At 54.9% G+C, this 24,764-nt stretch carries 22 protein-coding genes; 8 read left to right on the top strand and 14 right to left on the bottom strand.

All coding sequences use genetic code 11. The features are described 5' to 3' along the window. Nucleotides 1–734: 734 nt before the first annotated feature. On the bottom strand, nt 735–1,670 hold the full coding sequence (locus ACK3SC_RS03680; protein WP_416838763.1) for a hypothetical protein: 936 nt from the start codon (nt 1,668–1,670) through the stop codon (nt 735–737). Between the two features lie 141 nt (nt 1,671–1,811). On the opposite strand from ACK3SC_RS03680, the gene ACK3SC_RS03685 reads away from it, so the two are divergent. Together ACK3SC_RS03685 and ACK3SC_RS03690 are read left to right on the top strand one after the other, a co-directional pair. Then, nucleotides 1,812–2,033, top strand: a complete 222-nt coding sequence (locus ACK3SC_RS03685; protein WP_416838764.1) for a restriction endonuclease — start codon at nt 1,812–1,814, stop codon at nt 2,031–2,033. 226 nt (nt 2,034–2,259) lie between these two features. Beyond that, complete coding sequence (locus ACK3SC_RS03690; RefSeq protein ID WP_416838765.1) at nt 2,260–3,165, top strand: MutH/Sau3AI family endonuclease; 906 nt, start codon at nt 2,260–2,262, stop codon at nt 3,163–3,165. A 229-nt stretch (nt 3,166–3,394) separates the two neighbouring features. Here the strand turns inward: ACK3SC_RS03690 and ACK3SC_RS03695 are convergent, their stop codons facing one another. The 9 genes from ACK3SC_RS03695 to ACK3SC_RS03735 form a co-directional block, all read right to left on the bottom strand. Continuing rightward, nucleotides 3,395–3,892, bottom strand: coding sequence for a hypothetical protein (locus ACK3SC_RS03695; RefSeq protein WP_416838766.1), 498 nt, complete (start codon nt 3,890–3,892; stop codon nt 3,395–3,397). Between the two features lie 2 nt (nt 3,893–3,894). Next, nucleotides 3,895–5,928, bottom strand: coding sequence for an AAA family ATPase (locus tag ACK3SC_RS03700; RefSeq protein WP_416838767.1), 2,034 nt, complete (start codon nt 5,926–5,928; stop codon nt 3,895–3,897). Between the two features lie 7 nt (nt 5,929–5,935). Beyond that, a complete protein-coding gene (locus ACK3SC_RS03705; RefSeq protein ID WP_416838768.1) occupies nt 5,936–6,094 on the bottom strand; it encodes a hypothetical protein in 159 nt (52 codons plus the stop codon). A gap of 118 nt (nt 6,095–6,212) precedes the next feature. Then, nucleotides 6,213–7,637, bottom strand: a complete 1,425-nt coding sequence (locus ACK3SC_RS03710; RefSeq protein WP_416838769.1) for a DEAD/DEAH box helicase family protein — start codon at nt 7,635–7,637, stop codon at nt 6,213–6,215. 76 nt (nt 7,638–7,713) lie between these two features. Then, nucleotides 7,714–8,100 carry a hypothetical protein gene (locus tag ACK3SC_RS03715; protein WP_416838770.1) on the bottom strand — a complete coding sequence of 129 codons (387 nt, stop codon included), beginning with the start codon at nt 8,098–8,100 and terminating at the stop codon, nt 7,714–7,716. Continuing rightward, nucleotides 8,090–8,404 (bottom strand): hypothetical protein, encoded by a 315-nt coding sequence (locus ACK3SC_RS03720; protein WP_416838771.1) that lies wholly within the window; start codon nt 8,402–8,404, stop codon nt 8,090–8,092. The genes ACK3SC_RS03715 and ACK3SC_RS03720 overlap by 11 nt, the downstream gene beginning before the upstream one ends. 189 nt (nt 8,405–8,593) lie before the next feature. Next, on the bottom strand, nt 8,594–9,394 hold the full coding sequence (locus ACK3SC_RS03725) for a hypothetical protein (RefSeq protein WP_416838772.1): 801 nt from the start codon (nt 9,392–9,394) through the stop codon (nt 8,594–8,596). A gap of 5 nt (nt 9,395–9,399) precedes the next feature. After that, nucleotides 9,400–10,893, bottom strand: coding sequence for a hypothetical protein (locus ACK3SC_RS03730; protein WP_416838773.1), 1,494 nt, complete (start codon nt 10,891–10,893; stop codon nt 9,400–9,402). Further along, entirely contained in the window at nt 10,890–14,303 is a 3,414-nt protein-coding gene (locus ACK3SC_RS03735; RefSeq protein ID WP_416838774.1) for a hypothetical protein, read from the bottom strand. Before ACK3SC_RS03735 ends, ACK3SC_RS03730 begins: the two co-directional genes overlap by 4 nt. 750 nt (nt 14,304–15,053) lie before the next feature. Here ACK3SC_RS03735 and ACK3SC_RS03740 point away from each other — a divergent pair. The 3 genes from ACK3SC_RS03740 to ACK3SC_RS03750 all read left to right on the top strand — a co-directional run bounded on the left by ACK3SC_RS03740 (nt 15,054) and on the right by ACK3SC_RS03750 (nt 17,285). Beyond that, nucleotides 15,054–15,986 carry a DUF955 domain-containing protein gene (locus ACK3SC_RS03740; protein ID WP_416838775.1) on the top strand — a complete coding sequence of 311 codons (933 nt, stop codon included), beginning with the start codon at nt 15,054–15,056 and terminating at the stop codon, nt 15,984–15,986. Nucleotides 15,987–16,084: 98 nt separating this feature from the next. Beyond that, nucleotides 16,085–16,777, top strand: a complete 693-nt coding sequence (locus ACK3SC_RS03745) for a nucleotidyltransferase domain-containing protein (protein ID WP_416838776.1) — start codon at nt 16,085–16,087, stop codon at nt 16,775–16,777. Then, nucleotides 16,770–17,285 (top strand): DNA-binding protein, encoded by a 516-nt coding sequence (locus ACK3SC_RS03750; RefSeq protein ID WP_416838777.1) that lies wholly within the window; start codon nt 16,770–16,772, stop codon nt 17,283–17,285. Before ACK3SC_RS03745 ends, ACK3SC_RS03750 begins: the two co-directional genes overlap by 8 nt. A 698-nt stretch (nt 17,286–17,983) precedes the next feature. Here ACK3SC_RS03750 and ACK3SC_RS03755 read toward each other — a convergent pair. Next, the gene (locus ACK3SC_RS03755) at nt 17,984–18,571 is read right to left on the bottom strand and encodes a hypothetical protein (RefSeq protein ID WP_416838778.1); all 588 of its coding nucleotides are present in this window, start codon (nt 18,569–18,571) and stop codon (nt 17,984–17,986) included. Between the two features lie 198 nt (nt 18,572–18,769). On the opposite strand from ACK3SC_RS03755, the gene ACK3SC_RS03760 reads away from it, so the two are divergent. Both ACK3SC_RS03760 and ACK3SC_RS03765 read left to right on the top strand, forming a co-directional pair. Further along, nucleotides 18,770–19,003 (top strand): hypothetical protein, encoded by a 234-nt coding sequence (locus ACK3SC_RS03760; RefSeq protein ID WP_416838779.1) that lies wholly within the window; start codon nt 18,770–18,772, stop codon nt 19,001–19,003. A 93-nt stretch (nt 19,004–19,096) separates the two neighbouring features. Continuing rightward, nucleotides 19,097–20,026: a transcription initiation factor IIB gene (locus ACK3SC_RS03765; protein ID WP_416838780.1), complete on the top strand. Its 930-nt coding sequence runs from the start codon at nt 19,097–19,099 to the stop codon at nt 20,024–20,026. Between the two features lie 18 nt (nt 20,027–20,044). On the opposite strand, the gene ACK3SC_RS03770 is transcribed toward ACK3SC_RS03765, so the two are convergent. Both ACK3SC_RS03770 and ACK3SC_RS03775 read right to left on the bottom strand, forming a co-directional pair. After that, a complete protein-coding gene (locus ACK3SC_RS03770) occupies nt 20,045–20,329 on the bottom strand; it encodes a DUF3006 domain-containing protein (RefSeq protein ID WP_416838781.1) in 285 nt (94 codons plus the stop codon). Further along, entirely contained in the window at nt 20,326–21,717 is a 1,392-nt protein-coding gene (locus ACK3SC_RS03775; RefSeq protein WP_416838782.1) for a lamin tail domain-containing protein, read from the bottom strand. The genes ACK3SC_RS03770 and ACK3SC_RS03775 overlap by 4 nt, the downstream gene beginning before the upstream one ends. A gap of 290 nt (nt 21,718–22,007) precedes the next feature. Between ACK3SC_RS03775 and ACK3SC_RS03780 the strand changes: the two genes are divergently transcribed. Continuing rightward, nucleotides 22,008–22,541, top strand: a complete 534-nt coding sequence (locus ACK3SC_RS03780) for a hypothetical protein (RefSeq protein WP_416838783.1) — start codon at nt 22,008–22,010, stop codon at nt 22,539–22,541. Between the two features lie 208 nt (nt 22,542–22,749). Here ACK3SC_RS03780 and ACK3SC_RS03785 read toward each other — a convergent pair whose 3' ends face one another. Further along, nucleotides 22,750–24,681: a VirB4 family type IV secretion system protein gene (locus ACK3SC_RS03785; RefSeq protein ID WP_416839934.1), complete on the bottom strand. Its 1,932-nt coding sequence runs from the start codon at nt 24,679–24,681 to the stop codon at nt 22,750–22,752. Between the last annotated feature and the right edge of the window lie 83 nt (nt 24,682–24,764).

A 24,764-nucleotide genomic window follows, 5' to 3' on the forward strand; every position in this document is an offset into this window, starting at 1 on the left:
GGGTGACAAGATGCAATGCTGCAGTATCACCTTGCCGTTCGCGCTCGTCTTGCCAATTAGTATACAACGACGCGATTTCATCTTCCCGGTCACTCGGAAGCTCATCTCGTGGGACATTCCCGAATACGTGGCCTCGTTCGTTAATATACAATCTGCCCGCAGCACGTCGGTATTGCTTATATCTGTCGACGAGGTCTGGATGGTCAAACGCAGAGTAGAATCTGTAGTCCTTCCATTTCCAAACAAGACGCCCATCGTGACTTACTGCCCATCGCTCTCCGTGATTAAACGAAAATCCACCCCAGACATTGACATTTTCATTCGGTGGACGTGGGTCATTATCGACATCGAACCCGAGACTTCTGTCGAGTTTCCCGAGATAGACGGGTATCCACCCCGAGCTTACAGGAGCTTGGCTTACACGGGTGTAATTGTCACTGTGAATCTTGGTGAGAACCTCTCCGTCAGCAGTAATTCGAATACTCCCTTTGCCTGATTCCCGCGACTTTCCGAGGGCTTGCAACTGCGTGAGCAGCCCAGATGGGGGCTCAATTTGAGCAATCAAATCGTTGTACTGCCATCTCAGAACAGGTTTATCATGTCGTCGAGAATGGACAATACTATACTTTGAACCTCTGTATGCTGACGGCCACGGCTGTCCAGGTTCGATAATAACGTCCTGGTTGTCTGGCAACGGCACCACTGCAGAATCGTTCGTGAGCGTGGCAGACATCCTATTTCTCGTTTAATTCGATGTCGTTTTTGATCCAGTCTAGTGGGTCATCGTCAAACCGAATAGCATCATCATCTGATTCTGCTTCTTCAGAATCATCGTCGACAGCGGGTGTCGATACTTTGTGTGCGCTCGTTGAGCGTGGTTCTGTTCGGCCCAGGTTTTCTGCCCATGACGATAACGTCGCCTCTTCTTCTGGCGAGAGGGAGTCGGTCAACGACGTCGGTTCGGAAACGGTTAGAGACGACCCATTCATGTTCCCGATATACACGGGGAGCATCTCGACGCCGCGTTCCCTCCGGAACTTGATGATGTTTTTCACAATGAGACTCAGTTTGTCGAATTGCTCTGCGACGTCTCCGGGTGACGGGTGGATCGAAATGAGGGTAATTACGTCACCCCACGGTGTGATGCGGAAGGACCCTCCTTGGGGTTTGTATTGTCTCAATGTTGAGAGAATATGGTCCGGTAGCCCAGCGTCTACGGGGTGCCGGGTATGAGTTGCTCCGTTGTGCCACCAAATTCGCTCACCTGCAAACGAGTAGCGGCTCCCGTCGTAGATACTCGGCCATAAATCGCCTGGTGAGAGTCCCTCTGGACGGAGTTGGAGGGAGTAGTCTGGGTCATCCTCAGGAATGAGTTCACCGTAGAGGTCGACGGTTCCAACGTACACCTCATTGTAGGAGTCATCGTCAGTCGCGTCGTCTTCGATTTTCGTAAGCACGTCGCCGTGTTCTGTGATGTGGATTCGACCCCCGATTCGCTTGAGTTCGAGTAAGGTGTCGACGATGTCCTCTGGCGGCGGTGTGAGTCGGAGACGAGGTTTATCATTGTAAAGTTGCCACCACACACTCCGGTCTGGACTCACACTGAGTGTTAACCCACGGTAGTGCTCAGGCCATTCATCGCCCGGTGAAACAGTGTCGCTAGTCATCATTAATGGAAGATAGGTCACATTCCCATATATCAATTCCCCCGAATATTGGATGTGGTAATTTCAATACACAATTTCAATTGGTGAGGCGCCCGAGAGATGAAGCCGTAGACAATGACGAGTCCCCCCTCGTAGCATACGGAAATGGAAACTGAAGTAGAGGAAATCGTTTCGTACCTTGTTGCTAATACACCCTTCGACTTAGAGGAATTCGTAGCTGGGCTTCACCGTGCTATGGATTACAGCACGCAGATAACCAGCGATGGCGCAGACCATGGTGTGGACGAAATCGCACACCCTGATGCTCTCGGAGAGGAATTTATAGAGTTACTTTCAGAAACAATCTCATTAATACTGAATTTTTGATGTCGCACTCAGTGTAGAAGCATGCGCATTAGTTCAAAACTCTGTTACTTCCAGCACACACTGTGGTAACTTGCAGTTACGCGTGTGAAATCAAGTGCAACCCCCTAGATATGGATTAGTGAGATATTCACTGATGCCCCTGCTACAATACTGGTTATATATTGTCAATTTGTGGGCGACATGTGGGCAGGAAAGACATATGTTACTATAATCGAATGATTACTGAATGGCTGATGTCTTCGCTATCGGTCCCAATGCTCCTTGGTCCCAAATAGAACGGGCTTTAGACGCACTCCTCGGTAAGAGATTTGAAGAAATCGCCGATGACTCACGGGACTTTTGTACGTCAATTATGCGTTCCAAGAGCCTCTTAGGGGATATCATTCAGGAGGATTATTTTCGGATAGCGAAGAATTCCCGAGAAGGTCCGGACTTCACCGCGGAAGCAATTGAGGTGAAAGTGACGCCACTTAAGTTGGTTAACGGAGGGAAAGAAATTAAACAAAAAGAGGCACTGAGTCTTTCGCAAATTGACTATTATGAGATGTGCAGGGAAGAAAACTGGCAGGACGTAACAAAGCTGACGAATAAACTCGGGAGAACACTCATCATTTGGTATCTCTATCTTGACAAGAAGGAGATGAACAATTTCCCAGATGTCTCTACGAAAGCGGAATTACGGGCAAAATATCCTGTCGTCTGGTGGCATCTTTGGGAGCCGCTAGCGAACCCACCACCCCAACTTCAGGAGGATTACTCGCTGCTCAGAGACACTGCCCGAGATGGAAAGCACTTGAGTCGAAGTCTAACGACATATCTTTCGGCGATACCGAAACATAGTGGTAGTTACTGCAAGGAAGAGCCATCTCATTCAGACCAACAAGCACTTTCTGAGCACCCGTATCTCAACTATGCTCGGAAGTTAGGCTACTATATCGATGATGGACTAATTGAAATTCTCGCTGAGTCTGCAGATATTCCACTCCTGTCTAACCAATATGGCGAGAAAATCCCTCGTGTTTGGAAAGCTGACCTGTTCAAAGCAATGTCTGCGAAAGCAACCGGCGAAACGCTTGACACACGAAATAATTACCGTATTACAGACTTTTCGACTAGTCTGGACAATACGTAAAGGCGTGAAACGGGTTCGGTATGGGTGGCAGTACAACCAGCAAGTCTGTGGGATTTACGAAAATTATCCTCCGTGGTTATCCTGACACTTTCATGCGGTCTATTGATTCCTTGATTTCCCAATGAACGTGGACTGTAAGGTGACGTCACAAAATAACCTCAAATAACCGTCATATACTGCTAATAAAACCCAGAGCCGGTCGTCTACTTACTCAAGTAAGACGTCTACCTCAGTCCCCGATCATATTCTGGTCGAAACTCTCGACGATACTGCCGAGGACATCTTCTTGTTCTGGCTCACCGCTCGGTTGTTCGTTCTCGATGAATGATATGAGCCCATCTCTCGGCGTGCTCGCAGAGTTTCCGAACTCTTCCTCAAGTCGCTCGATACCTCCTCGGGCATACCGAGCGAGCACTTCAAGTTGGATTTTCGGGTCGACCAATGCTTCGGGGTCGCCCGAGTGCTGGTAGGCTATCGAGGCTGCAACGGCCCGATAGGTCGTCTTATTCGAGAGGTGCATCCAAAGCATCTCTCCTTGGGTACTACCTTCCCCTGCATACTCACTCTTGGTATAGCCTGCAGCGGTCGTCCGGTCGATAGTCGCATACCCGACACACGCTGCAAAGACAAAAAAGTCAACGTAGGTGTTGAATAGGTCCCATTCTTCGACCATTTTGTCGTACAGCGAATGTCGGTAGTAGTTCTGTCGGATAGTTGATTCAGACATTGTTAGGTCTCCGTAACTGCAGTTTCGTCTTCGATCGTCGTCTGTGGGAACGTCTCTATTCGGTCACCAGAGTCAAACTCGAGTCGATACTGTCGCCCAGCGATTTCCGAGAGTTCGCTCGCGACAGGCCCCCGCCATTGGGAGTCCGTCACGAGAACGACAACCTGCTCGGCCATCGTTGGGACGACTCGGCTCACCTGTCGGCGGTGGTCGTCGTCAAGTGCGCCGAATGGTGAATCCATCACGACTGGATAGATTCCGCCGCTGAAGTACTCCGTGTCGTCGTTCGACTCATATCGCTCTCGAGCGATCTGGACGAGACTACCGATAAAGGTAAGGCTAGCAATCTGGCGCTCACCGCGCGACTTCTCGACTTCAAGATACTCGTTTTGAATCTGGTCTTTGATGCGGAGTTCAAACTCGTCTGTTATCTCTGCGTGATAGCCCTTGGTAGCGATCTCCTCGAAGGTCTCTTCAACGAGTTTGTTTGACCAGTTTCTGACCCGTTTTTGGAGATTATTAAACGACGTCTCAAGCTGACGGCGAACTGCTTCCGCAGCACGCATCCGCTTTCGCGCGAGTTGGGCCTCATTTTTATCCTGTCGCGCTTCGTCGATCTCGGTATTCACCACAGTCAACTGTTCTTCTAACTCTTCGATCTTGATTTCGTGGCGTAAGATGTCGCTTTCCGTCTCCTTGAGCTGGGACGCCTTCGAGTCTCTTGCTGCCTCCAGTTCAGATGGGGTCTCTCCAGTCTTTGGGTCTACGACGTCTATCTTCTCAAGTTGGGCACTGATCTCACTCAACTGTTCTGCGATCTCCTGTTCTCTGTCACGGAGTGTCGAACGGCGTTCAAGTAACTCCGAGATACGGTCAAAGTACTCGTTTTGCTCAGATTCCAATTGGGTTAAATGTGTGACAATTCGTATCGCAGCTTGGTCGAACCCCTCAGTTACGTCCTCGGATTTGTACGCCGCAACGTTTGAATATGGACCCGTCCCCTCTTCGAGAGGGCGGCCACAGAGACACTCCCCATCGGTTAGTAACCTATCAATCAGCTGATTAGAAACTTCAGAAGGGATCACACCTTGATCGCGAAGCCGATCGAGGTCCTTCGCCGTCGCCTTGACCGCCGGCATGGCAAAGGGGAGATGCCCTTTGGTGCTGATTGTGTCTTCGATGTCGTCGTTGATGTTGTCAATATCAGATTCAACTCGGTCGAGCTCTGCTTCGAGTTGGGTGCGCTCTTCTTCTAACTCGGACGAATCGTCAATCTGTTCGAGTTTGCGCTTGATCTCGTTGATTTCTTTGTTCAACCGATCTTTGGTGTCCTCGGCTGCTCCTAATGCTTGCTCGTGGTCTTCCTTCTTTTCACGTAGCGCTACGCGTTGGTCCATCAGGGATTTGAGTTCTGAACTCGCGAACTCCTGGAGTTCGTCTTCGAAGCGTCCCTCGACGGCCTCAAGGTGAGTAATCGAGCGTTCGATGATCTTCAGCCCCATAATGTTCTGGATGGCGTTCCTGATCTCGTCTTGACTGCGCGTCTCTGAGAGGTGTGTGATGTACTCACCGTCGAAGAAGAACAGCGAGCTCAATCGTGTGGGGAGTATCTGCTCGATGGAATCTTGAGGGTTGTTTCGTGTCCCTCGTGTTCCATCAGGCTTCGAGAACGTCAGAGAGAGACCATCATCGATGACCTCACCTTCGTAGTCGTTCGACGACTGTTTTTGATAATCGACCCATCGGGTGAGCTCGTACTCGGTATCTTCGTCTTCGAACTCGAGGACAGCCTCGACGTGGACGGTGTCACCGTCGTCGGCCTCGGCGAACGCTCCTTGGCTGGCGAGTTTGGTGGGTCGGAGGGTGAAGTCCACCTCATCATACAACACCCACGTGAGAGCGTTTTTCAGAGTTGTTTTACCTGAACCGTTCTGGCCGTGGATGACGGTGACATTCTTCTCGCCGTCTTGGGCGAATGTTATTGTACCCGTCCGAAACTGTCTGAAGTTTGTGAGGTGGAGGCGGTGTAATCGCATGCGTAGATTACTCCGGAATTTCCTCTTCGATTATCTCCTTAATCTCAGGAATAATGTTGTGTGTTTTGCGCATATGCAACTGTTTCTTTTCTGCTCGAAGCGTGCGCTCGCGGATTCGCGCGAGCGTCTCGGAACCGACCTCCTCTGCAACATCAGAGTCGCTCATATGCCACCACCTGATTGCCGACGAACATTAAGTAGTATGTCGTACTGTACACAGTTTCTGCCAGGTCTATTCATCGTACGGTAACTTGTAGTTGGGTGGGTAAATTGGTTCATGGATATCACATCTGGCGTAGGTTGAACTCACGTTTGAGTTCGCCGATGGCTCCAGCATCGGTCGGAATGCCTGCGATCTCAGCATCCGGGTGGTTTCGTGCCGATTCAGCGAACAGTGAGACCCTTTCGAGTTCACGTCTGACGAGATTGCGCTCGGTCGTGAATAGCGACTCGTCGCGGGTGGCGTGTTCGCGAATTTCTGGAGGAGGCGCCACGACAAAATCGTGGATCACAGCGTGATGTTTCCCTGGATGGGTTCGGAGAATACGACCCCGTCGCTGGACGAACTGTCGGGGGTTCGACGAACTCGCGAGCATGTACGCCGTCTGTGTCGCTGGAACGTCCACTCCTTCATCGAGACAACGGATAGCGACGAGTGCTTGTATCTCCCCTTCGTCGAAACGCTCTAACAGTGTCTGGCGTTCACTTCGCGACTCTTCGGCTGTAAATCGCTCGGCGCGCAAGCCAAGTTGCCCCCGAAGTCTCGAGACGGCAGCGTCGACATGGCGTCGTGTTCGGGACGTGATTTCTCCTTCGACGGTCCCATCCCCGCAATAGACGAGCGTGTGTTTCGTCTGTTCGTCATGTTCGAGTAACTCGACGAGGCGGTCGAGTTTACGTTCCGCCGTCCCGACCAGTCGTGCACGCTTGAATAGCGCAAACTGAAGGTTCTTGTTTGCCTGGAGGTCTGCATCACCGAGGCTACCGCCCGCTCGGTTGATGAGGCGGGCTATCTTTCGCGACAGCTCGAGGTACTCGTCGGCTTCGTCTTCGGTTAACTCGACCACGTGCGGTACGTAGTAATATTCACAGAGTGCACCGCTCTTGATCGCCGCAGCGAGGCTGTATTCGTAGACGACTCCGCCAAAGTATGCCATGAGATCCTCGGTTCCTTCCTCGTCGTAGAACCGCTCTGGTGTTGCCGAGAGGCCGAGACGGAGCGGAATCTCCACTGGCAATGACGCTTTGAGGTGCGGGGCACCGAAGTGGTGGACTTCGTCAGCGATCAGCATGAAGCGCTGGCGATTAACTCGACGCAACACTCGCTGGAACGTCTCGGAGGCGAACGTAACGTGGGTGGTGATAACGACGAGACTCTCACGCACTCCTAAGTCGAACTCTGCGAGTTCACCTTCGAGGCGTTCTTGCCACTGGCGGCGATTCTCGTATGCAAGGATCGGCGTGCCACCAAAGTCCCGGACGTCATCTGCCCACTGGTCGACGAGGTGTTGGTACGGGACGGCGATGACCAACGCCACTCTGCCGTCCATCCGCTCGGCGACATGTGCAGCGGTCAGCAGGGAGGTGACTGTCTTGCCGGTCCCAGTCGCCATCTGGAGGACGCCACGACAGCCAGCGTCGGCCCATTGTTTTACGGCCTCTTGTTGATATTCACGAGGCTCGACCCACTCCGGGCGCTCTAAGACCATCGCACTGACCTCAGCAGTCGGACATACACAGTCGCAAATTCTTCCAGAGGTCGGTCAGAGTTTCCCGTAAATACAGTCATTCGTCGTCGCCCCCATCGTCTTCGCTCGGCGTCTCTGGAGCACGGACCTCGGCTTCGATGTCCTGGAGAACGGAGCCGAAGGAGGAACCGACGTCTTCGCGTTCAATATGGGCGTTGAGCCTCTCTGGCACTGCATCAACGTTGAGTTCCCGGACCCGTTTTGCAAACTCTTCGACATCAACATCTAGTACATTGACGACCGACTCGAAGTCGACATCGTCGCTGGTCGCAACCAGCGCGGCCGTGCGTTCGATATCGTCCGTGAAGTATGCCCTGAGGACGAGTCGGATCGCTGCACTCCGACTCGAGAACTCTCCGGCTGCGACTGCCCCGTCCAACAACCGTTTCTGGTCGTCAGAGATAGTGAGTGCCTCATGTTTCATTCGAGTCCACCTCGTTGTTGACGCCAGTGTTACTGCGGAGAACCTCCTGTAATTCTTCTGAGAACGCAGACGGTGGATGACCAGTCAAGCGAACGGCATCACCGAGGGTCAGTGTGTTACCGTCTGCATCTTTCTCACTCGCCAGTGCACGGACGGCTGCTATCGCGACCTCTGGGTTGTGGTCGAAGTACGTACGAAGCGCGGTCCGCGCCGTGTCACTTTTTCCGCGAAAGAGCCCGCATTCGCCGCTCGCTTCTAGGAGTGCTGCGAGTTCTGACGGGAGTTTTGCGTCTATTCGTGTCATCGGATGTTACTCAATCGTATCGTCAGATAGCGGTGGTCTGGCTTTAGTGGTGTGGGTTCACTAACCGCTCTGTCAGCGCGAACCGAGACATGACGGTTCGATAGATAGTCGTGATTGCGGGAGTTGAGGCACCACAGCGATTGGACTCGCAAACGAGCTCGGGTGACGGAGAGACTCCAATAGACTAACTCACGCATCGTGAAGTACCTCTCTTTCCAAGGCGACGGTGACATTCGCAGGACTCAGATACGGGAGACGAACGCCTGTCTCGAGCTGCATGTCGTCTCTGTAAGCGCCGGGTGCGCCGTCGATAACGGCGGCCATCGGCAAAGACACCGGTTCCAATACCTCCCGAAGAACTCCCCCGAGGTCAGTGCCCGCTCTGACGATGAACGGAACACTGACGGTGCCAGCACCTCCAGGGAGACACCAGTCGACAGTCCAGAAGACGATCTCAGTCCGCCCGACCATCTCGATCCGGGCATCCGACTCGAACCCTGGTGGTGATACGGACTGCAATCGTGATCGCGTAAACGGCCGTTTGAGTGCCTGATAGAGTTCCGCGTCACTGGTGGCTCGCTCTCCAGTGACCGTCGAAGAGGGAATAGAGTACACGTTGTATGTCACTGGGACGGTCATCGGAGCCGGTGCCTTCGTGAAGTGCTGGGCACCCACATCTCGCCCCGTCCAACTCCGGTCCAGTATCGGAAAATTGAGATGATACTGGAACCCGTCTTTGTCGGGACGGACAGTGGGGTCGTGGCGTTTTGCGAACGCGCGGACGTCCTGCTTACTCGAGTGGTAGTTACCCGCACCTTCGAGTTCGACGAGGAGAGGGACGAGTCTCCCCACGGCAAGCCCACTCGGACGGAGCCAGAACATGGAGTCAGGTCGTCCCGGCCACGGGTCGCGGCCACGGCGCTCTGACTCGACGACGATGGCCGCCGATTTCAGGCGATCTCGAAGTCCCCGTGCGAGATGGGATGCCATAACGTTCAGGACTCCTCTGCCGGGCTGTCTGTGAGTTCGAGTATCAGCACATCGCCGAACAACTCCACGAGCGTCTCGAACACGTCGGGTTCGATATCGGCGGCCGAGATATTCTCGCCACGGACCAACGCGAGAAGATGAGTGATGTTCACTCCACCCTCTCCGAGACCTTGGCCTCGGAGCGCGTCGACCCATGCGACGTAACGCTGGTGGAACAGCACGGCCGAGACGGGTCGCTTGACGACCTGTTCAGCAGAGGGGCCGTCGTCGTCCCACACCCACTCGTAGTCACATTGTTCTGTTTCTACTGCGTCTGCAGTCTCGTCGTCTTCGTCTCCATCCACAACGTGACTGGTCGACTCAACCGCATCGAAGGACGGAGGGTCGGTGAGATAGTGTTTGACCGCGTTGATAGCGACCACGTCGCGGGTGAGTTGTTGTGCGTAAGCCGACGCCCACTCGTCGTAGGCCTCGTTGAGCGACAGGAGTTTCGTACTGAGTCTCTTCACCGGTTCTTCGCCACGGTCCTGTTCGAACACGTTGGTGACTGCTTCGAGGCACTCGGTGACCTCCTCGGCGCCGTGTTCGGAGGGGTTCTCTACGTACCCCACGAGGGCGTTCGCATCCACGAACACTTGTTCATGACCGGCACATCTCGTGACACCGCGAGAGAGCCCCTCGAAGAGGTCGACGAGATTAGTTGGTTCCGAGACAGGCAGGCCGCGCTCCAGGTGGGTGTGGGTGAGGGCTGCTAAGTCGAGGGCGTCCGTATCGGCGAGTCGGTCGTCCACGGTTTCGACATATTCGACGATTTGGTCGGCGGCGACGCAGTCGTTGTCTGGACCATAGTAGTCGACCATTGCGGTGAGTTCAGTGTCTGGCCCCCACTCCGACTCGACGAATGCGTCGTCGATAGTCTCGAGTGAGTCGACCTGACGTTCGACGGTCGTGACAAGTGTGTCGAGTTTCGAGTCCGGGGCCGACAGGTACCCGTAGACGTCCGTCGCAACAGTCAGGCCTACCGCGGTCTGGGCTGCCTCCGGACAGGTTGTTAGCCGCTTTGTGACGTCGTCGAACGATGCCGCCATATCGCGAAGCTCGTCTGGATCGCGACGTTGGAGTACATCGTTCAGCGACTCCAGCGTCTCATCTTCGATCTCCGACTCGATGCCGATGGCTTTACACAGCGTCGATTGCGCTCGCTTGACTGCCTGGCGGTACGGCGCCGCGATGACCTCGGCGACGTGGTTTTTCGTCGTTTCGAGGTCGTCGATAGTGCTGACACTGGCGAAATCGTGTTGGACCTCTCGCATCTCTTCTGCGACCGTCTTTCGACTGTCCGTGTCCAGTTCAGCGGCGTCCGCGTAGAGGCCGTCCACTTCGTCAGACAGCGTCTCCAAACGGCCGAGTGCAGCTTTCTGGGCACCGATCCGTGACTCGAGGTCGGCGAATGCGGTGGGTTCGTCGACGCGATACTCCGTGTTGCTGGTCGTGCTCATGCTGTCTCCTCCGTGTCTGTGTTTGCGTTCGTGTCTGTCTGGTCAGCGCCGCTCGCTCTCTGTTCCTCGCCAGTATCTCCCGCGTCGCCTTGTCCGTCAGCGAGCGGTATCTCCGACGCCTCCGTTTCGTCCTCGATATCAACTTCAGGCTTCGTGAGGAGCGTCACCAGCGCCTTCAACTCACGACGTGCCGACTTCGACTCCTTGCTGACGCGCTGTTGGAGGCCGGCGAGTTCGTCGAGGTCCTCGGTTAGGTCTTCGACTTGGGCTGTCCGAATCCGTGCGGCAGTATTGATCTCGGCTATCTTATCCATCGACTCGTCTTCGGGGTTGCCAACGGTGAGTCGCTGGCCGACGACAGACTGGAAGTCGAAGAGGTCTTCGACGAACGCATCGACGCCGGCACGTTTGTCGGTAGATAGGTCGATATCGTCGTCTTCGAGAGTCGCCTGCAACGCTCTGACTGTACTCGAGAGGTTCTTGACATGGTTCAAATCGCTGCTACTCGGCGTCGCCCGTTGGATTTCGTGGATGGCGTCGCGGACGACGTTTTCGTACCGTGCAGCGATGACCGCGAGAGCGTAGCCCGTCGGCTTGAAGTCTGTCGTCGTTGCATGACTTTTGGCGTCGCGGAGGTCGTCGCGGATGGCGACGATGTTCTCCCTGTATGTCTCGATGTGTGTGGTGTCGAGGGTGACTCCCAGAACCGGACGGGTTTCGACTGCGTCGACGTCGGTTTCCGTGTCGCTGTCTGCCGCAGTGCCAGATTGACGCTCGATTTCCTTGAAGAGGCTATCAAACTCGCTCTCGAAGGATGTCGCTACGGCACCGTTCGATTCATCACCTCCCCCATCTCCCCCACCGGTGGATAAGAGACGCTGAGCTCGGGTGATGTCGTTCAGATACCCGTCGAGTGTTTGGACGTGGTCGTCGAACCTCTCCTCGGTCCCCCCAAGCGTCTCCTTGACGTACGCGGTGTCCGTGCGCGCAAGGCTCGCCGTTACCAACGCCCAGAGGACGTCATCGGTGGTATCGTCCGCCTCGGTCGGAGAGAGTGACTTGACGAACTCTCGGGCGCGGTCTGCACTCGTGTTCCCCTTGGTCGACTCCTGGTCGAATAGCCCCGAAAGAAGTGTTTCACGGTCGTACGCACTAGCCTCGATGATTTCCTCGAAGGCGTTCATGACCCGTGTCACCGCCGGGATGAGCGTGTCGGTGTCGTCCCGGCACACTCGGCGAATGTCGCGGATTGCCTTTCGGTACTCGCCCGATGCCGTGAGGTAGTTCAGGAGTTCTTTGTAGTCGAACCCACTCGTTGTTGCGATGATGTCCTCGTTCATCCCATCTCTGATGGCACCGAGCAGCCGTCCGTGAGGGTCGTCCCAGTCGGGTTCGCGCCCGAGGGCGAGGAGTCCGAGGACGGAGTGTCGACCATTGGTCGACCCGCCTCGGGGATTGAGGAACGACGTGCTCGCGAGCCCCGGGTGTGCCCAAACGTAGTGCCCGCCAGTCGTGAACTGCTGTCTATGGTTCTCCACGGATGCTGTCGCCGCCTCTCCCGCCACACGGGTCGTGAGGTGTTTGTACAACGTCTCAATCGTCGTCCGCTGCTCGCGTCGGAGGGGCGTGTCTAGCAGGGCCTCTATCTGGTCTGTAGTCGCTGTGTGAGCGTCACCAAGCTTGCTTTCGAGAAGGGCCGATAGCTGGACGACGAACGTCCACACCCGTGCGGTCGGGACGGGCACGATTGACAGTGCGCTGTGTCTTTCGAGTGCCGCGGCCACAGGGACCGAGTCGAGAACGGAGTCCACATCGACTGCATCGTCAACCAGTACCACGACAGGGTGGGTTGGGTCTGGCGACTGCTGTTCGAGTTGGGTTCGGAATGATGCCTCGGTCGGACACGCGTACACCGTCGCCGCTGCGTCGACAGACAGTTCGAGACCACCACCCTCCCACGATTCGATCAGGTCATCGGTCTGCTTGCCTGTGAGGCGAGACGGTTCGGTCGCGAGCGGTGGGTACGCCTCTTCGATTACTGACGGGAGGAGAGTCCAAGCGTGGCCGTTTTCGGCAGCGACGGTTGCGACCTTCGTATCGTAGTTCTGTTTGAACCGCGCTTTCGCATCCTCCAGTGCGTCGAACGCGATGTTCCGCGCTGGGCGGTCGGCCTCGAACGAGAGCACAAAGTCCTGGACCAGCGACAGGAACGCACGACTTTCAGAGCGGTCGTCGTGGGTACCTGTCAGCCATCCACTCGGGACGGCCCTGAGGGTGTCCGAGGGACCATCCCTCGGACCGACAGCAATGCCATCAATGACGCGTTCAGTACTCTCACGGACGATCTGGCGAGCCTCGTGCGTGGCGTCGGCTTCCTCATCCTGGGATGTGAATCTGTCCGTTTCGCGAACGATGGCATCAACAACGTCGACGAGTTCGTCGGCAGGGTACCACGTCTCGCTTTCGACGAGCCAGTCGTCGTATCCGTCTACTCCGAAGGCGACCGACGTGGCCGCGGCTTCCGGGTCCTCGATCTCACGGTGTTCCCAGACCCGCCGCACCGTGCGGAACTCGGCGGAGCGTTCGTCAGCATGGGTAGCCATCCATCGAGTGAGTGACGCCGGGTCCTCGGTGGTAACATCAATCCGATGGGCGTCTGTCACGACCTGGTGCACGTGGGCGGCCCGACCACGGGTGAGCCAGAAGGCAACTCGGTCGAGTGCCGGGTCAGTGCCGCGTTTTTCCAGCAGTCCACGGATGTTACTGATGGTCACTGGCGGGATCGACACTGAGTCTGTCCGTTTGAGGTCTGCGAACCCAACGAACTCCATCGCCGAGATCTGCCCCATCGAGATGACTGGAAAGAGTCGTCCCTGGTCGAGAAGGTTTCTCAGCGGATTATTGTCGTCAACGCCGGTCGCACTCAAGAATTCGGTGTATTTCTGTTCGACTTCGTCAACGAGGAGGATCACGCGCTCGGTCACCGTTGACGCTGGGATGCTCTCGAACCAGTCTTCCAGATTGGTCGGGCTGTCGTTCGGCAACCAGTCGACAGCGTGGAGATCTCCCTGCAGCAGTGCAGCCACCTGTTCCTGTGCTCGCTCGTCGACCCAGTCGCCGAACGATTCCACGTCGGCCCGTTCGAACTCTCTCAAGAGTTCTTTCGCTTCGACGTAGAGGGCGGGCACTCCATGCTCCCATGCGTACCCAAACGTGTGATACTGCAGGGCAGTCTTCCCCGAGCGCAGCGGGCCTCGAATCGAGGGCGGTGTGGGGTCTTCGTTGCTCGACAGCTTCTCCACTGCTTGTTCGACGGTCTGTCGTGCGGTTCGGTGGGCATTCGAGATATCCTCGAACGACTTCGCTAGAGTCGGCTTCTGACCGAGTTCCACTGGTGTGGTATCAGTCATCGAAACCTCCGTTCGACCCGATGCTGAGCGGGCTTATCGCTGGTCGGTCCCCGTAGGGGGGCGTATGTTCGGACATGATTCTATTTGCCGGAGGTTGTCGACGGATAACGACACTCCAGCACCTCAACATGGACTACTGGATATATAAACACCAGTGTACAAGGTGTCATGTTGCATATTATGACATATCTAGAAATTCGCCGTTCCTAGAGTATTTTATTCGAGAGTCAGTGGTCGATTCGTTTTGGTGGGTTCGATTGCTCTGCAGATGTTGTCACATATTGTGTGACAAAATTATGGTTGGTGCTCACCAAACGCGTAAAAATTTCGTCGAGGCAATCGTCACATATTGTGTGACAACATTCCACTCTCGGCAAACATATGTATATCAAATATATTTTGTAATTATGGGGTAGGTGCCCAAAATTTGATTATATGGGTCATTTAGACCGATTCTGGGCGATTTAACTTGTACCAGATTTTGTATATAATGTGGTCGTCAACAACGACAAGCGTGGTCGAGAGCCCCTTGTGTTTATCACGAATGTTGATGGGTACGATCCAGCGTTCTATACAACAGAATTGATCCGTGCGGCGACGAGTGTGTTGTCGCCAAGTGGGTGGACAGAAGGTCGATGTGGACGAGTGTGAGCGGAGACGAGTGAGACGACACTTGCACGATGGTGAGAACCCGGATATTCTTTCGCCCCCTGACGGGTGCGGGGCGCTCTCATTCCCCGCTGAATTCAGATGGCAACGACAGAACCAACCCACAGAGAGGCATCGTTCAGTGACCGAACTACCCGTGGCGACGAGATGCACCTTGCCGTCGAGGAGTGGTTAGAAGACCTCCTCGAAGACACGAACCGTGCACGAGACAGCGAAGCGTTCAGAGAATGGCTCGACGTCCAGAGTCGCTTCCACGACTACTCCGCTCGAAACAGCCTGCTCATCGCGTTCCAATGTCCGAACGCGACACGTGTGGCCGGTTACAGAATGTGGCAAGATGAGTTCGACAGACAGGTTACAAAGGGCGAGTCAGCAATCTGGATCTGGGCACCCATCACGGCGAAGACGTGCCCAGTCTGCGGCGAAACGAAATCAAGACACGACGATGCCTGTGGGAGCGATGGCGTCCCGTACGAAGAGTGGACGACCCAGCTGCTCAGCTTTAAACCCGTTCCTGTGTTCGACATCTCGCAGACGGAGGGTGAGCCGCTTCCAGAACTGGAGACAGAAGCCCATGGCGATGCAGATGGTCTCGTCGAGGCATTGTGTTCGGCTGCAGAATCACTTGCTCTCGATGTCAGCCTTGTCTCACCTTCGGAGTGGCGCCACGGGTCTGCGCGTGGTGTCTGTGAGTTTCCCACGGATGGCCGACCGAACATCGAGGTTCTTCAGCGGTCGAACGATGCGGATGTTGCAACAACACTGGTTCATGAGCTCGCTCACGGGTTGCTCCATGCAGACCGATTGAATCTCCCAGAACAAGCAAAGCGAGAGGTCGAAGCGGAGGCAGTTGCGTACCTCGTTGGGCGGAACTTTGGTCTCGATGTGAGTAACTCAGCATTCTACCTGGCGGCATGGAATGGAGAGGATGCAAATGCAGTTCTGGAGCGACTCAATCGGATTCGGTCGGTTGCGCAGTCGATACTCACTTCGATTACTTCGGAGTCGCTATAAATTCAGCTGGGGGCAATGAAACTCCGTGCTCTACATATATAAATAGAATACCGTTTTAGATATAAACTATAAGTGGATGGAGAAAGAGTTACTTTGCTATGGAAAGTGACTCGAATACAGACGCTGGTGGGGGAGCGAAAATACTCCTCGATATCCCTGCGAGGGACGTCAATCTCTTCAAGAGTCAGGCGGTTCACGAGGTACTTTCTTTTTTGTGCAGATATCACACCGACGAGTTCTCTATCACAGAGCTAACCGTTGCTGTAGACTACTCTCAACCAAGCATCTCCAAGGCCATTGACGTCCTGACGGCAAACGATCTTGTAACCGAACGTCGGAAAGGCAATACTCGACTGGTGCAGATCAACTCGGACAGACTGTCCCGGGGTGACGATCCAGTTCTACAGATTCCGCAGGCAGAATACCATACACCCGTTCGGACAGCAGTCGACGAGTTGGTAGGACAACTCGAGGGAGTCCTCGGTGTTGTCCTCTACGGCAGTGTCGCAAGAGGTGACGCCGACCGGCGAAGTGACATCGACCTGTGGGTCCTCGTCGAAGCAGACCGGATGGCGAATCAACGAACTGCAAATCGCGTCAGGCAGGACCTTGAAGATCAACAATTCGCAACCGGCCGATACGCATACGATATTGACGTGGAGTCTCTCCCTGCTGTTCCGAACTACACCGACGAACTCCGAGAGATACTGAGTGGTGGACTCGTCGTCCACGACACAGAGAAGTTCGAAACGGTGCGGAAGATGGTATTCCATGGTGGTCTCGATGAGTAGGTCATCTGACCCGACAGCCATCACAGAGGCACTTTCAGCTGCCACTGATGCCTTCAACGAGGAAGGATTCGGTGTCCCCACACGTGAGGACGGAATCGACCACGAGGCAGATTGGAAAACGCAGTTGACGAAGGCCTGTAAGTTGCTCGCCGCCGTCGGGCAGATATCGGAGCAAGGATTCTACATGGCCACGATTGAGTTGTGCTTCGGTGCGACTGAGCGGTCAGTCGAAGCGTTTGCGTTAGCGGAAGGTGGCGATGGCCTGGATGATTTCTACGACCACACAACCTGTTACGATCGAGCAACTGAACTCGGACTTCTCTCTGAGACAACGACACGCGAACTGCGGGATCTGTACGATACTAACCGGACAGATAGTTACTACGGCGGTCGACGGCCAACGAAACGGCAAGCAGAGACGATGTATACTCTGGCTCAAAGCGTTCACGAGTTCGTCACAAACCAAATCAGAGAGGGTGGCGTTTGTATCTGTGAGTCTGTGGACTAACTGCAGTGCCACGCGTACATCGCACACCGGAGGCTGACAACCCACGCGTGAGAGAAATTCGTCCTTGACGGCGGATTATTCGTTGACTATCGCTCAGTTATTTTCTCACCCCCCACAGGGGTGCGGGGGCACGCACGTGTACCTCTCAGAAAGCCTCATGACTGCCTCAAACGACCACGAGCGACACGTATCAACGACCGCTTCAGACCACGGCCACGACCTCGTTCGCATCACCGAATGGATACCCGGAAGCGAACCGACTGAATACGATATCGAACTCTCTGACCTCGATGGCTACCGCACGCGTTTCTGGCGCTGCCGGAAGTGTGGCCAAGAGCGGACTCGCAGAACAGAGTTCCACGAATCGTGCCCAGTCGTCGACGGCCAGACGCTCCTCAGTGACGGTGGTTACTCTATCGATGACTCACCGAAGAGATGGACGTTCGGTTTGGTGAGATTGGTCCTGTTTACGAAGTTGATTCATCAAGTGGACAGACGTACGACATCGACATTGGAGCAGGAACGTGCTCGTGTCCAGACCACCGGAAACGCGGTGTCGAGTGCAAACACATTCGACGTGTGCTGTTTGAGATCCGAACGCGAATCCTTCCGATGCCGAGTGGCCGCTTCGCAACGTGTGAGCGAGAAACGAGACAAGTAGCTCGCTACGCTAATGGAAGGCTCTGGTGATTAGCTAATCACTCCTTTAAGTTCTCCAGAATCTGGAGGAATCGGAATGCTGGTGCCCCGTGATCACTGAGATCGCCCTTAGCTTCTTCTTGGAGTTCGCGGATTCGTGCCGTGTAGTCTTGATTGATTATAAGTTCCAGATCTTCTCCTGTTTCTTCCTCGAATTTCTCTTCGAGTGCTTCGAGTCCTCTGATCAAGTCTCCACCTTTCTCCCAGCCAGATACAACCGGTGCCCAGAGTTGGTATGAATGCCTATCAGCATTTGGAAACGTATCATTGGCGTACCGGTAGTCCTCGTGGAACTTCTTCCAGAGTTTCTGTAACGAGTACTGGTATGCCTTAGTGTTCGAGTATTCAGTCCACCAACCTTCGTCTGGCGATCCCGAATACATGTTCCCCTTCATGTGAGTGACGACTTCACAGACGAAGACGCTCTGCTCACCAGTCTCTCGGTTGTTGTCTATGGCAATGACATCGGCTTCCATCTGATTACCGGGCTCCTCTGACCGGTTGTTATAGCTGACAACCTCACAGCCATTGATTCGTTTGTGATACGCCCCGACTAGTAGTTCACCCCATCCCGCATTCACTGGCATTGACTCACAATGGAGTCATCGTAATAAATAATCTCGTGTGAATTTCCAGCTTGGTTTTATTTCCACATGTTTGTTGGATATGAACTCTCTACTCAGACGGTTCTTCGGTCTTGAATTCGGGGGGTCGAGAAGACCAGCCCCGAGAGAGTTTATCGCCCCCTGAACGGGTGCGGGGTGGCAGTGCCTCGCTGATTTCGAATGAGCACAGACACAACCCAACGAGTCGGGAGCATCGTCGAGCGGACAGAACAGGGGCATGAACTCGTCGTCATCACTGAATGGCGAGCATCGACAACTGATTCACTCACAGATCTCGCGGCGTTCGACAAAGACAGACGTCGATTCTGGCGGTGTACGGAGTGTGGAGCGGAACACACGTCCAAGGATGCGTTCGATACAGCGTGTCCAACGAACAGGCTGAGCGACGAGTAAGTTCGACTCAGAAAGAACCGACCGACTGCAGTTTTATTTCCCCCCACAGGGGTGCGGGGGTGCCGATGAAGCGCCCCACGTCACACAGAACGCATGTCCCTGAGAGAAATCTACGACCGAACGTTCGACGAATCGTGCGGGAACACAATTGATGCAACTGACTGCCCTGAATGCGACGGAAGCCTCGAAACAGATGGTGGCGAAACCAGCTGCGGAGTGTGCGGACTCATCGTCGACCAGTACTACTTCGACCACACCCACGGGCCGCGAGTGTTCGACGACAACCCAGCAACTACACGACGAACTGGGAGTCCACTCACACCCGCTCGACACGACCGGGGTATCTCTGCTGAAATTGGCTTTAATAGGGATGCGAACGGGAATCGTGTCTCCTCGAGAAAACAGTGGCAACTCCATCGGCTTCGGCGTGAACACCGTCGAGCCCGCTATGGGTCGAAAGCAGAGCGAAACCTTGCCCACGCACTCCAGGAGATTTCACGAATGGGATGCGCCATGGACCTTCCACGGAGTGTGGTCGAAGAAGCAAGCCAACTCTACAGACAGGCGCAACAGCACGACCTTATCAGAGGACGCTCGCTCGAGATGATGGCAGCTGGAAGCCTGTATGCGACGTGTCGAGCACGTGGCCTTCCACGTCGGCAACATGAAATCGCAGAGGTTGCCCGATGTACTGTGAGTCAGGTTCAAACAGGATACCGTGTGCTCAACAGCGAATTGGGTATCGAAACACAGACAGTGACGGCACGGACTCATATCCCACGGCTTGCATCGGATTGCGATGTCTCATCTGGTGTGCACGCACGAGCCTACGAACTTGCAGAACTCGCTGACGATGTGGGTATTACGAACGGTCGAAATCCTGCAGGGGTTGCAGCGGCGTGTGTGTATCTCGCCGGGAAAGAGCTCAACGCTGGTCGAACACAAGCAGAATGTGCGACGGTTGCAGACGTGACAATCCCAACACTCCGAGCGAGGTATTACGAGCTACGAGAGACGGTGTAAACGACGGCGAAGCTGCTGTCACGAATCATCGTCTGGTGGTGGCCGACGCGAAAGTCGGTCAAACCGTGACTGAGCGGCGTTCGTTCGCGCGTCCGTTTCTTCGGGCTCGTATGTCCCGTTCTCGTACTCACCCTCAGCGACCGTCACTGTCAGAACGGCGTTCTGCTTTCTCGCACGCCACGGCAATTCCGAGCGATCAACGACGAGTTGGTCGATATCCTGGCCGTTCTCCTCGATGAGTAAGACTGCAAGGTCGTCTTCGAAGCGGTCGACTGTCGCCGTGTACGTCCCGTCTGGAATCATGAATACTCCTCCTCAAGTACGACGTCACCCGTAGTATTCAGTACTGTGACAGTATCTCCGTCGTTGTTCCAGATCGCTGAGCCCGAGCCCCAGTAGAGGTCTGTTGTCGTGTCGGTGCCAGTACCACTGTGGAGGGTTACGGTCGCACCTGCATCGAGCATCGTCCCATCTGGGATGGTGTAGGTTCGCCCCGAGCCATCAGAGACTGTCCACCCAGAGAGGTCGAGCGAGTCGCTTCCTGTGTTTTGGAGGACGATGTATTCGTCATTCAGGTTCTCTGTATCAGACCCTACAGCGTCAGCGTGGACCTCTGCAAGTGCCAACGTCGCCCCACCATCTGTCGCAATCGGCGTGAGTTGCGTGACATCGCCGTTGGCCATAATCTCAGTACGGAGGGATACGTCAGGTCCGGTTCCTGGTTCGATTGCAGTTCCGTCACGGAGACTCAGTGGACCGGTTGGTGCGTCCTGTTGTGTACTAATCGTCACGCGCTCACCGTCACTCGTGAAGACAATCGTGCCGTGAGTTGCGGTCCAGTACGTCGGTATCGACTGTGCGGCCAACCGAGTGAGTGTCTCCTCGTTCGGATGGCCGTACTGTGAGTCGTAGGCGCTCGAAACAACTGCAACCTTCGGCTGGGTCGCCTGAAGGAACGCCTCACTCGTACTGCCTTTGGAGCCGTGGTGGCCCGTTTTCAGGACCGTTGTTCGAAGGGCTGAGCCATACGTCTCAACCAAATAATCTTCAGCCTCGTCTTCCGCATCACCTGTGAACAAGAACCGAGTCGCCCCGTACTGCGTCATGAGAACGATACTATTCTCGTTACGGTCTTCATTCGCGAGGTACCCCTCAGGGGGAGCCAAGACCGTTGACGTCACTTGTCCCATCGAAATCTGGTCACCCGCCTGTGTTCGGTACAGGGGGACGTCGTGTTCTTCGACTGCATCGAGATATGCTGCGTAGGTCTGGGAGGTTGATGCGATCCCGGGGTCGTAGATTGCTCCGATGCCATTCGCTTCTGTTTCGAAGTACTCGATAATCGCTGCGTTCCCACCGATGTGGTCAGCGTCAGCATGTGAGGTAATGAGATAATCGAGTCGTTGGATATCGTGCGCCTGCAGATATGCGAGGACGTGTTCACCATCGTCGCGAAAGTCACCGGAGTCGATGAGCATCGTCTCTCCATTTGGCGCGATGAGGAGCGTACTCACAGACTGGCCAACGTTGATGAAGTGGACTTCGAGCGTTCCGTTGACCGACGTGGTCGTAGTTGGTGTTGCAGCCGTTGATTGACCAGGGGACGCACCCGTATCGGGTGACCCACCACCTGTACACCCCGCGAAGACGACGAGGACGATGACAACAACCGTCCGGAGAGACGCAGACATACCAGATTAGTAGACTGCTCGTGATATACCTCTAGTTGCTCACTGTGATATGCAATCTCCGTTCTGCTGAACCCCTCTTGAGATAACGGGATACAGATGTCGTACTCTGAGTCACCTCCTGTGCAACAAAATTGAAACGAGATTACGAGGGTTCGCAGTGGGAATTCACACGCAGTACCAGCGATAGAGTTCAGGGCTCGTGTTAAAGTCTCACTACGGGTTGCAGGCCGACTCTTGACAGCGTACAATACGGTTATGCTGACAGACAACCAACTAGTTGTGGAGAAACTATGTCTGGAGAACCATATTCTTCGTCATACAGCGACTACATCAGTGAAATTGGGTGGGAAATCACAACCGCGGACACTGAGTGGTACAGGGGAACGGACTCGCGAGTGACCGTTGAGATCATCCGAGACGATGACCGGATTATCCTCCTGACCGTGGAACCAGGTCACACAACCCGGCTCGACCGGGGCGACTCCAGCTTTTATTACTGGACGTTCAGGGGACTATTCCCTATCGAAAGCGACTATGTAGTCTATGGGGCCGGAGTCGGATTTCCGACAGATGGTGTCGAGTTCCCAGATGATATCCAGGGACACCTCAAGTGCAAATTCCGCATCCACGGAGACGACTTGTGGACCAAGGATAACATCGAAGGCTACGTCCGGTACGTCCGAGCAAAACACATCCCAGGGACGATCGACTCACACGTTTGGGTCGACGATCTAAATTGGACGCACGCTGGAACGTTTTCGCAGGACGCCAATCTGAGCACTGACCGTTCGGAGGGATACTCGACCTGGACCTTGCTGTACTAATCTGTATCCGAACGATTCGCTGCAGAGGGGCCTCGAACGGGCATGAATGAACGTACTTGAGACGCCCTGTATTCAGCACGCTGCTTGTATCCTCTTCAGAGGGTTTCATAGTACACAAACGACTCCGCAGCCCCGCGTGCAGGATGAAATGATGAACGATGACCGAAGGGGCGGTAACGAGACTGTGCCCCTATCTTGAGATTGGTAGCTATTCTGTGCCGTGTGTATCAATTAATGGGCTTTTGTCCTTGACGCTCGGATCAAAGTCGATTACCTCCTTCTCGTAGGGCATCGCTCGGACTTCGATGCCGCGCCAGTCACCATCGAGGCCAACGAGCGCCTGTGAGTAGCCCAATCGATCTGACCCAGGAACGGCATCCTGCACGAACCGCATCTGAGCGTGATTCAATCCAAACTCGTTCGCCCAGTGTTCGTCCATGCCGTCGAGATGGTGGAACTGCTTGATGGCACACTGGTCGAGAATCGCTTCGGACTCCGCATGCTGGAAGAATTCGTCGACGGTCTGGGTGACGAGTCGAATCGAGAGGTCGTGGTGTCGGTGATGCCGGAAGACCGTCTCGAGGAACGACAGGCTCTCTGTGTCCTGCATGATGTAGCGAGCTTCGTCGATGACGAAGACGACCTCTTTGTCCGTCTCTTTGGCACGTTCGTAGACAACTGAGATGAGCAACTGCATGAGCAGACTCGTACTCCCACCGACGGTTCCTTCCTGCTGGCCGAGGTCGAGATAGATGACGTTCTCATCACGAATCGCGAACTCTGTCTGGCGGCCGAGATTCTCATACCGACCACCTTCAGCGAATGGTCGAAGTTGGTCGATGAGCCATGCAGCATCAGATTCGAGTTTCTCCGTTTCGACGACTGTTCGGACCACAAACTCAGCAGGTGACTCAGACATCGACGTCAAGATGTCGAGTACGTCTCGCATCGTTGGGCTGTCTTTACTGTGGGTGTCGACATCGTCAGTAATCCCCTTTCGACGGTAGGCTTCAGTAATCGCGAGTTCGAGAGTTGTCCGGCGATCACCGAGATGGATATCTCGAAGCGAGAAGAAGTTGGTGAGGAAGCTCAGGACGCTGTCAATCTTCTCGTTGAACGGGCTTGCGTCCTCACCAAGCGTCTGCTGGACGCGCTCTGGAATCGGCTTGATTTCGAGCGGGTTCAACCCCATATTCCCACCGACTGTAATCCGGTGACCGTTGAGTGCCTCCGCGACGCCAGTCCAGTTATTGAGCGGTTCGAGGATGATTCCAATCCGATCTTTCGAATTCGAAATCGAGCGGATGAAGTTCTGCTTTGCACCGAATGACTTGCCAGAGCCAGGGTCACCAACAGTGAACATCGCATAGCCGTTCTCACGAGCGAACGCATCGACTACCACTGGGCTATCGTTGTGTCGGTGAATCCCGACTTCGACACCATCCGGCTCGAGAATCGTCGGATTGTGCGGTGAGGCGAGTAACGCACCTACGGCCCCACCGAGTGCGACGACATCTTGGTCAAACGGGTTCGGACCAAGTGGTGATGCTGCTTGGAGTCCTCGGTCTTGAGCACAGATTGCTGTCTTGGGTGTGAGATTCGCCGGGTGGTCTCGGAGCCGTCGTTTGACCGTTCGAACGGCAGTGCGGAGGTCATCGCGTGTCTCTGCGCGGACCGTCAGAAACGTCGCCTGTGAGAAGACATGCTGGCCTTCTTCGACCGCAGTATAGGTCGCAGTCGCTTCGTCAGCACGTGTCTGCAGATACGACCCACGGACAGTCTGTTCGAGCTTTGCATCCACTTGGAGATTGTCTGCGAGCGTCTGGAGTTCGTCACGAGCGCGAGTCTGATTCTTTGGGTGGAGCCGAACCGTGCAGTCGAACTCGATATCGGTGAGGTTGAACAACTCGTTCAGATAGCCGTCTTTAGGATAATCTGGATAGGACGCGAGATACAGCGTCGTCGTCCATTGCTCACCGACGCGAGCGGTGCGTGTGTCCCACTCGATAGCTGCTGGTGCGACAGTCTCTGCATGGACCGAATCGATCGCTTCGAGGATTGGTGTCTCGGCAGGTGCAGCGTCTAGTGTCGAAGAATCGAACACGGCAGCAGGATCGAACGACTCGTCTGGGGTGGACATGCGCACCCAGAGGCTGACAAGGATTCCACCACCAAGGAACGCAAGTGCGACACCGAGAATCACCTGTTCGAGCGGGACAGCTG

It is taken from the genome of Haloferax sp. DFSO52, from assembly GCF_048158745.1.
Classification (GTDB): Archaea; Halobacteriota; Halobacteria; order Halobacteriales; family Haloferacaceae; genus Haloferax.

Bases quoted from the DNA above. Each gene is read 5' to 3' on its own strand.
- ACK3SC_RS03680 (WP_416838763.1), bottom strand. From the start codon at position 1,670: ATGATGACTAGCGACACTGTTTCACCGGGCGATGAATGGCCTGAGCAC.
- ACK3SC_RS03685 (WP_416838764.1), top strand. From the start codon at position 1,812: ATGGAAACTGAAGTAGAGGAAATCGTTTCGTACCTTGTTGCTAATACA.
- ACK3SC_RS03690 (WP_416838765.1), top strand. From the start codon at position 2,260: ATGGCTGATGTCTTCGCTATCGGTCCCAATGCTCCTTGGTCCCAAATA.
- ACK3SC_RS03695 (WP_416838766.1), bottom strand. From the start codon at position 3,892: ATGTCTGAATCAACTATCCGACAGAACTACTACCGACATTCGCTGTAC.
- ACK3SC_RS03700 (WP_416838767.1), bottom strand. From the start codon at position 5,928: ATGCGATTACACCGCCTCCACCTCACAAACTTCAGACAGTTTCGGACG.
- ACK3SC_RS03705 (WP_416838768.1), bottom strand. From the start codon at position 6,094: ATGAGCGACTCTGATGTTGCAGAGGAGGTCGGTTCCGAGACGCTCGCG.
- ACK3SC_RS03710 (WP_416838769.1), bottom strand. From the start codon at position 7,637: ATGGTCTTAGAGCGCCCGGAGTGGGTCGAGCCTCGTGAATATCAACAA.
- ACK3SC_RS03715 (WP_416838770.1), bottom strand. From the start codon at position 8,100: ATGAAACATGAGGCACTCACTATCTCTGACGACCAGAAACGGTTGTTG.
- ACK3SC_RS03720 (WP_416838771.1), bottom strand. From the start codon at position 8,404: ATGACACGAATAGACGCAAAACTCCCGTCAGAACTCGCAGCACTCCTA.
- ACK3SC_RS03725 (WP_416838772.1), bottom strand. From the start codon at position 9,394: ATGGCATCCCATCTCGCACGGGGACTTCGAGATCGCCTGAAATCGGCG.
- ACK3SC_RS03730 (WP_416838773.1), bottom strand. From the start codon at position 10,893: ATGAGCACGACCAGCAACACGGAGTATCGCGTCGACGAACCCACCGCA.
- ACK3SC_RS03735 (WP_416838774.1), bottom strand. From the start codon at position 14,303: ATGACTGATACCACACCAGTGGAACTCGGTCAGAAGCCGACTCTAGCG.
- ACK3SC_RS03740 (WP_416838775.1), top strand. From the start codon at position 15,054: ATGGCAACGACAGAACCAACCCACAGAGAGGCATCGTTCAGTGACCGA.
- ACK3SC_RS03745 (WP_416838776.1), top strand. From the start codon at position 16,085: ATGGAAAGTGACTCGAATACAGACGCTGGTGGGGGAGCGAAAATACTC.
- ACK3SC_RS03750 (WP_416838777.1), top strand. From the start codon at position 16,770: ATGAGTAGGTCATCTGACCCGACAGCCATCACAGAGGCACTTTCAGCT.
- ACK3SC_RS03755 (WP_416838778.1), bottom strand. From the start codon at position 18,571: ATGCCAGTGAATGCGGGATGGGGTGAACTACTAGTCGGGGCGTATCAC.
- ACK3SC_RS03760 (WP_416838779.1), top strand. From the start codon at position 18,770: ATGAGCACAGACACAACCCAACGAGTCGGGAGCATCGTCGAGCGGACA.
- ACK3SC_RS03765 (WP_416838780.1), top strand. From the start codon at position 19,097: ATGTCCCTGAGAGAAATCTACGACCGAACGTTCGACGAATCGTGCGGG.
- ACK3SC_RS03770 (WP_416838781.1), bottom strand. From the start codon at position 20,329: ATGATTCCAGACGGGACGTACACGGCGACAGTCGACCGCTTCGAAGAC.
- ACK3SC_RS03775 (WP_416838782.1), bottom strand. From the start codon at position 21,717: ATGTCTGCGTCTCTCCGGACGGTTGTTGTCATCGTCCTCGTCGTCTTC.
- ACK3SC_RS03780 (WP_416838783.1), top strand. From the start codon at position 22,008: ATGTCTGGAGAACCATATTCTTCGTCATACAGCGACTACATCAGTGAA.
- ACK3SC_RS03785 (WP_416839934.1), bottom strand. From the start codon at position 24,681: ATGTCCACCCCAGACGAGTCGTTCGATCCTGCTGCCGTGTTCGATTCT.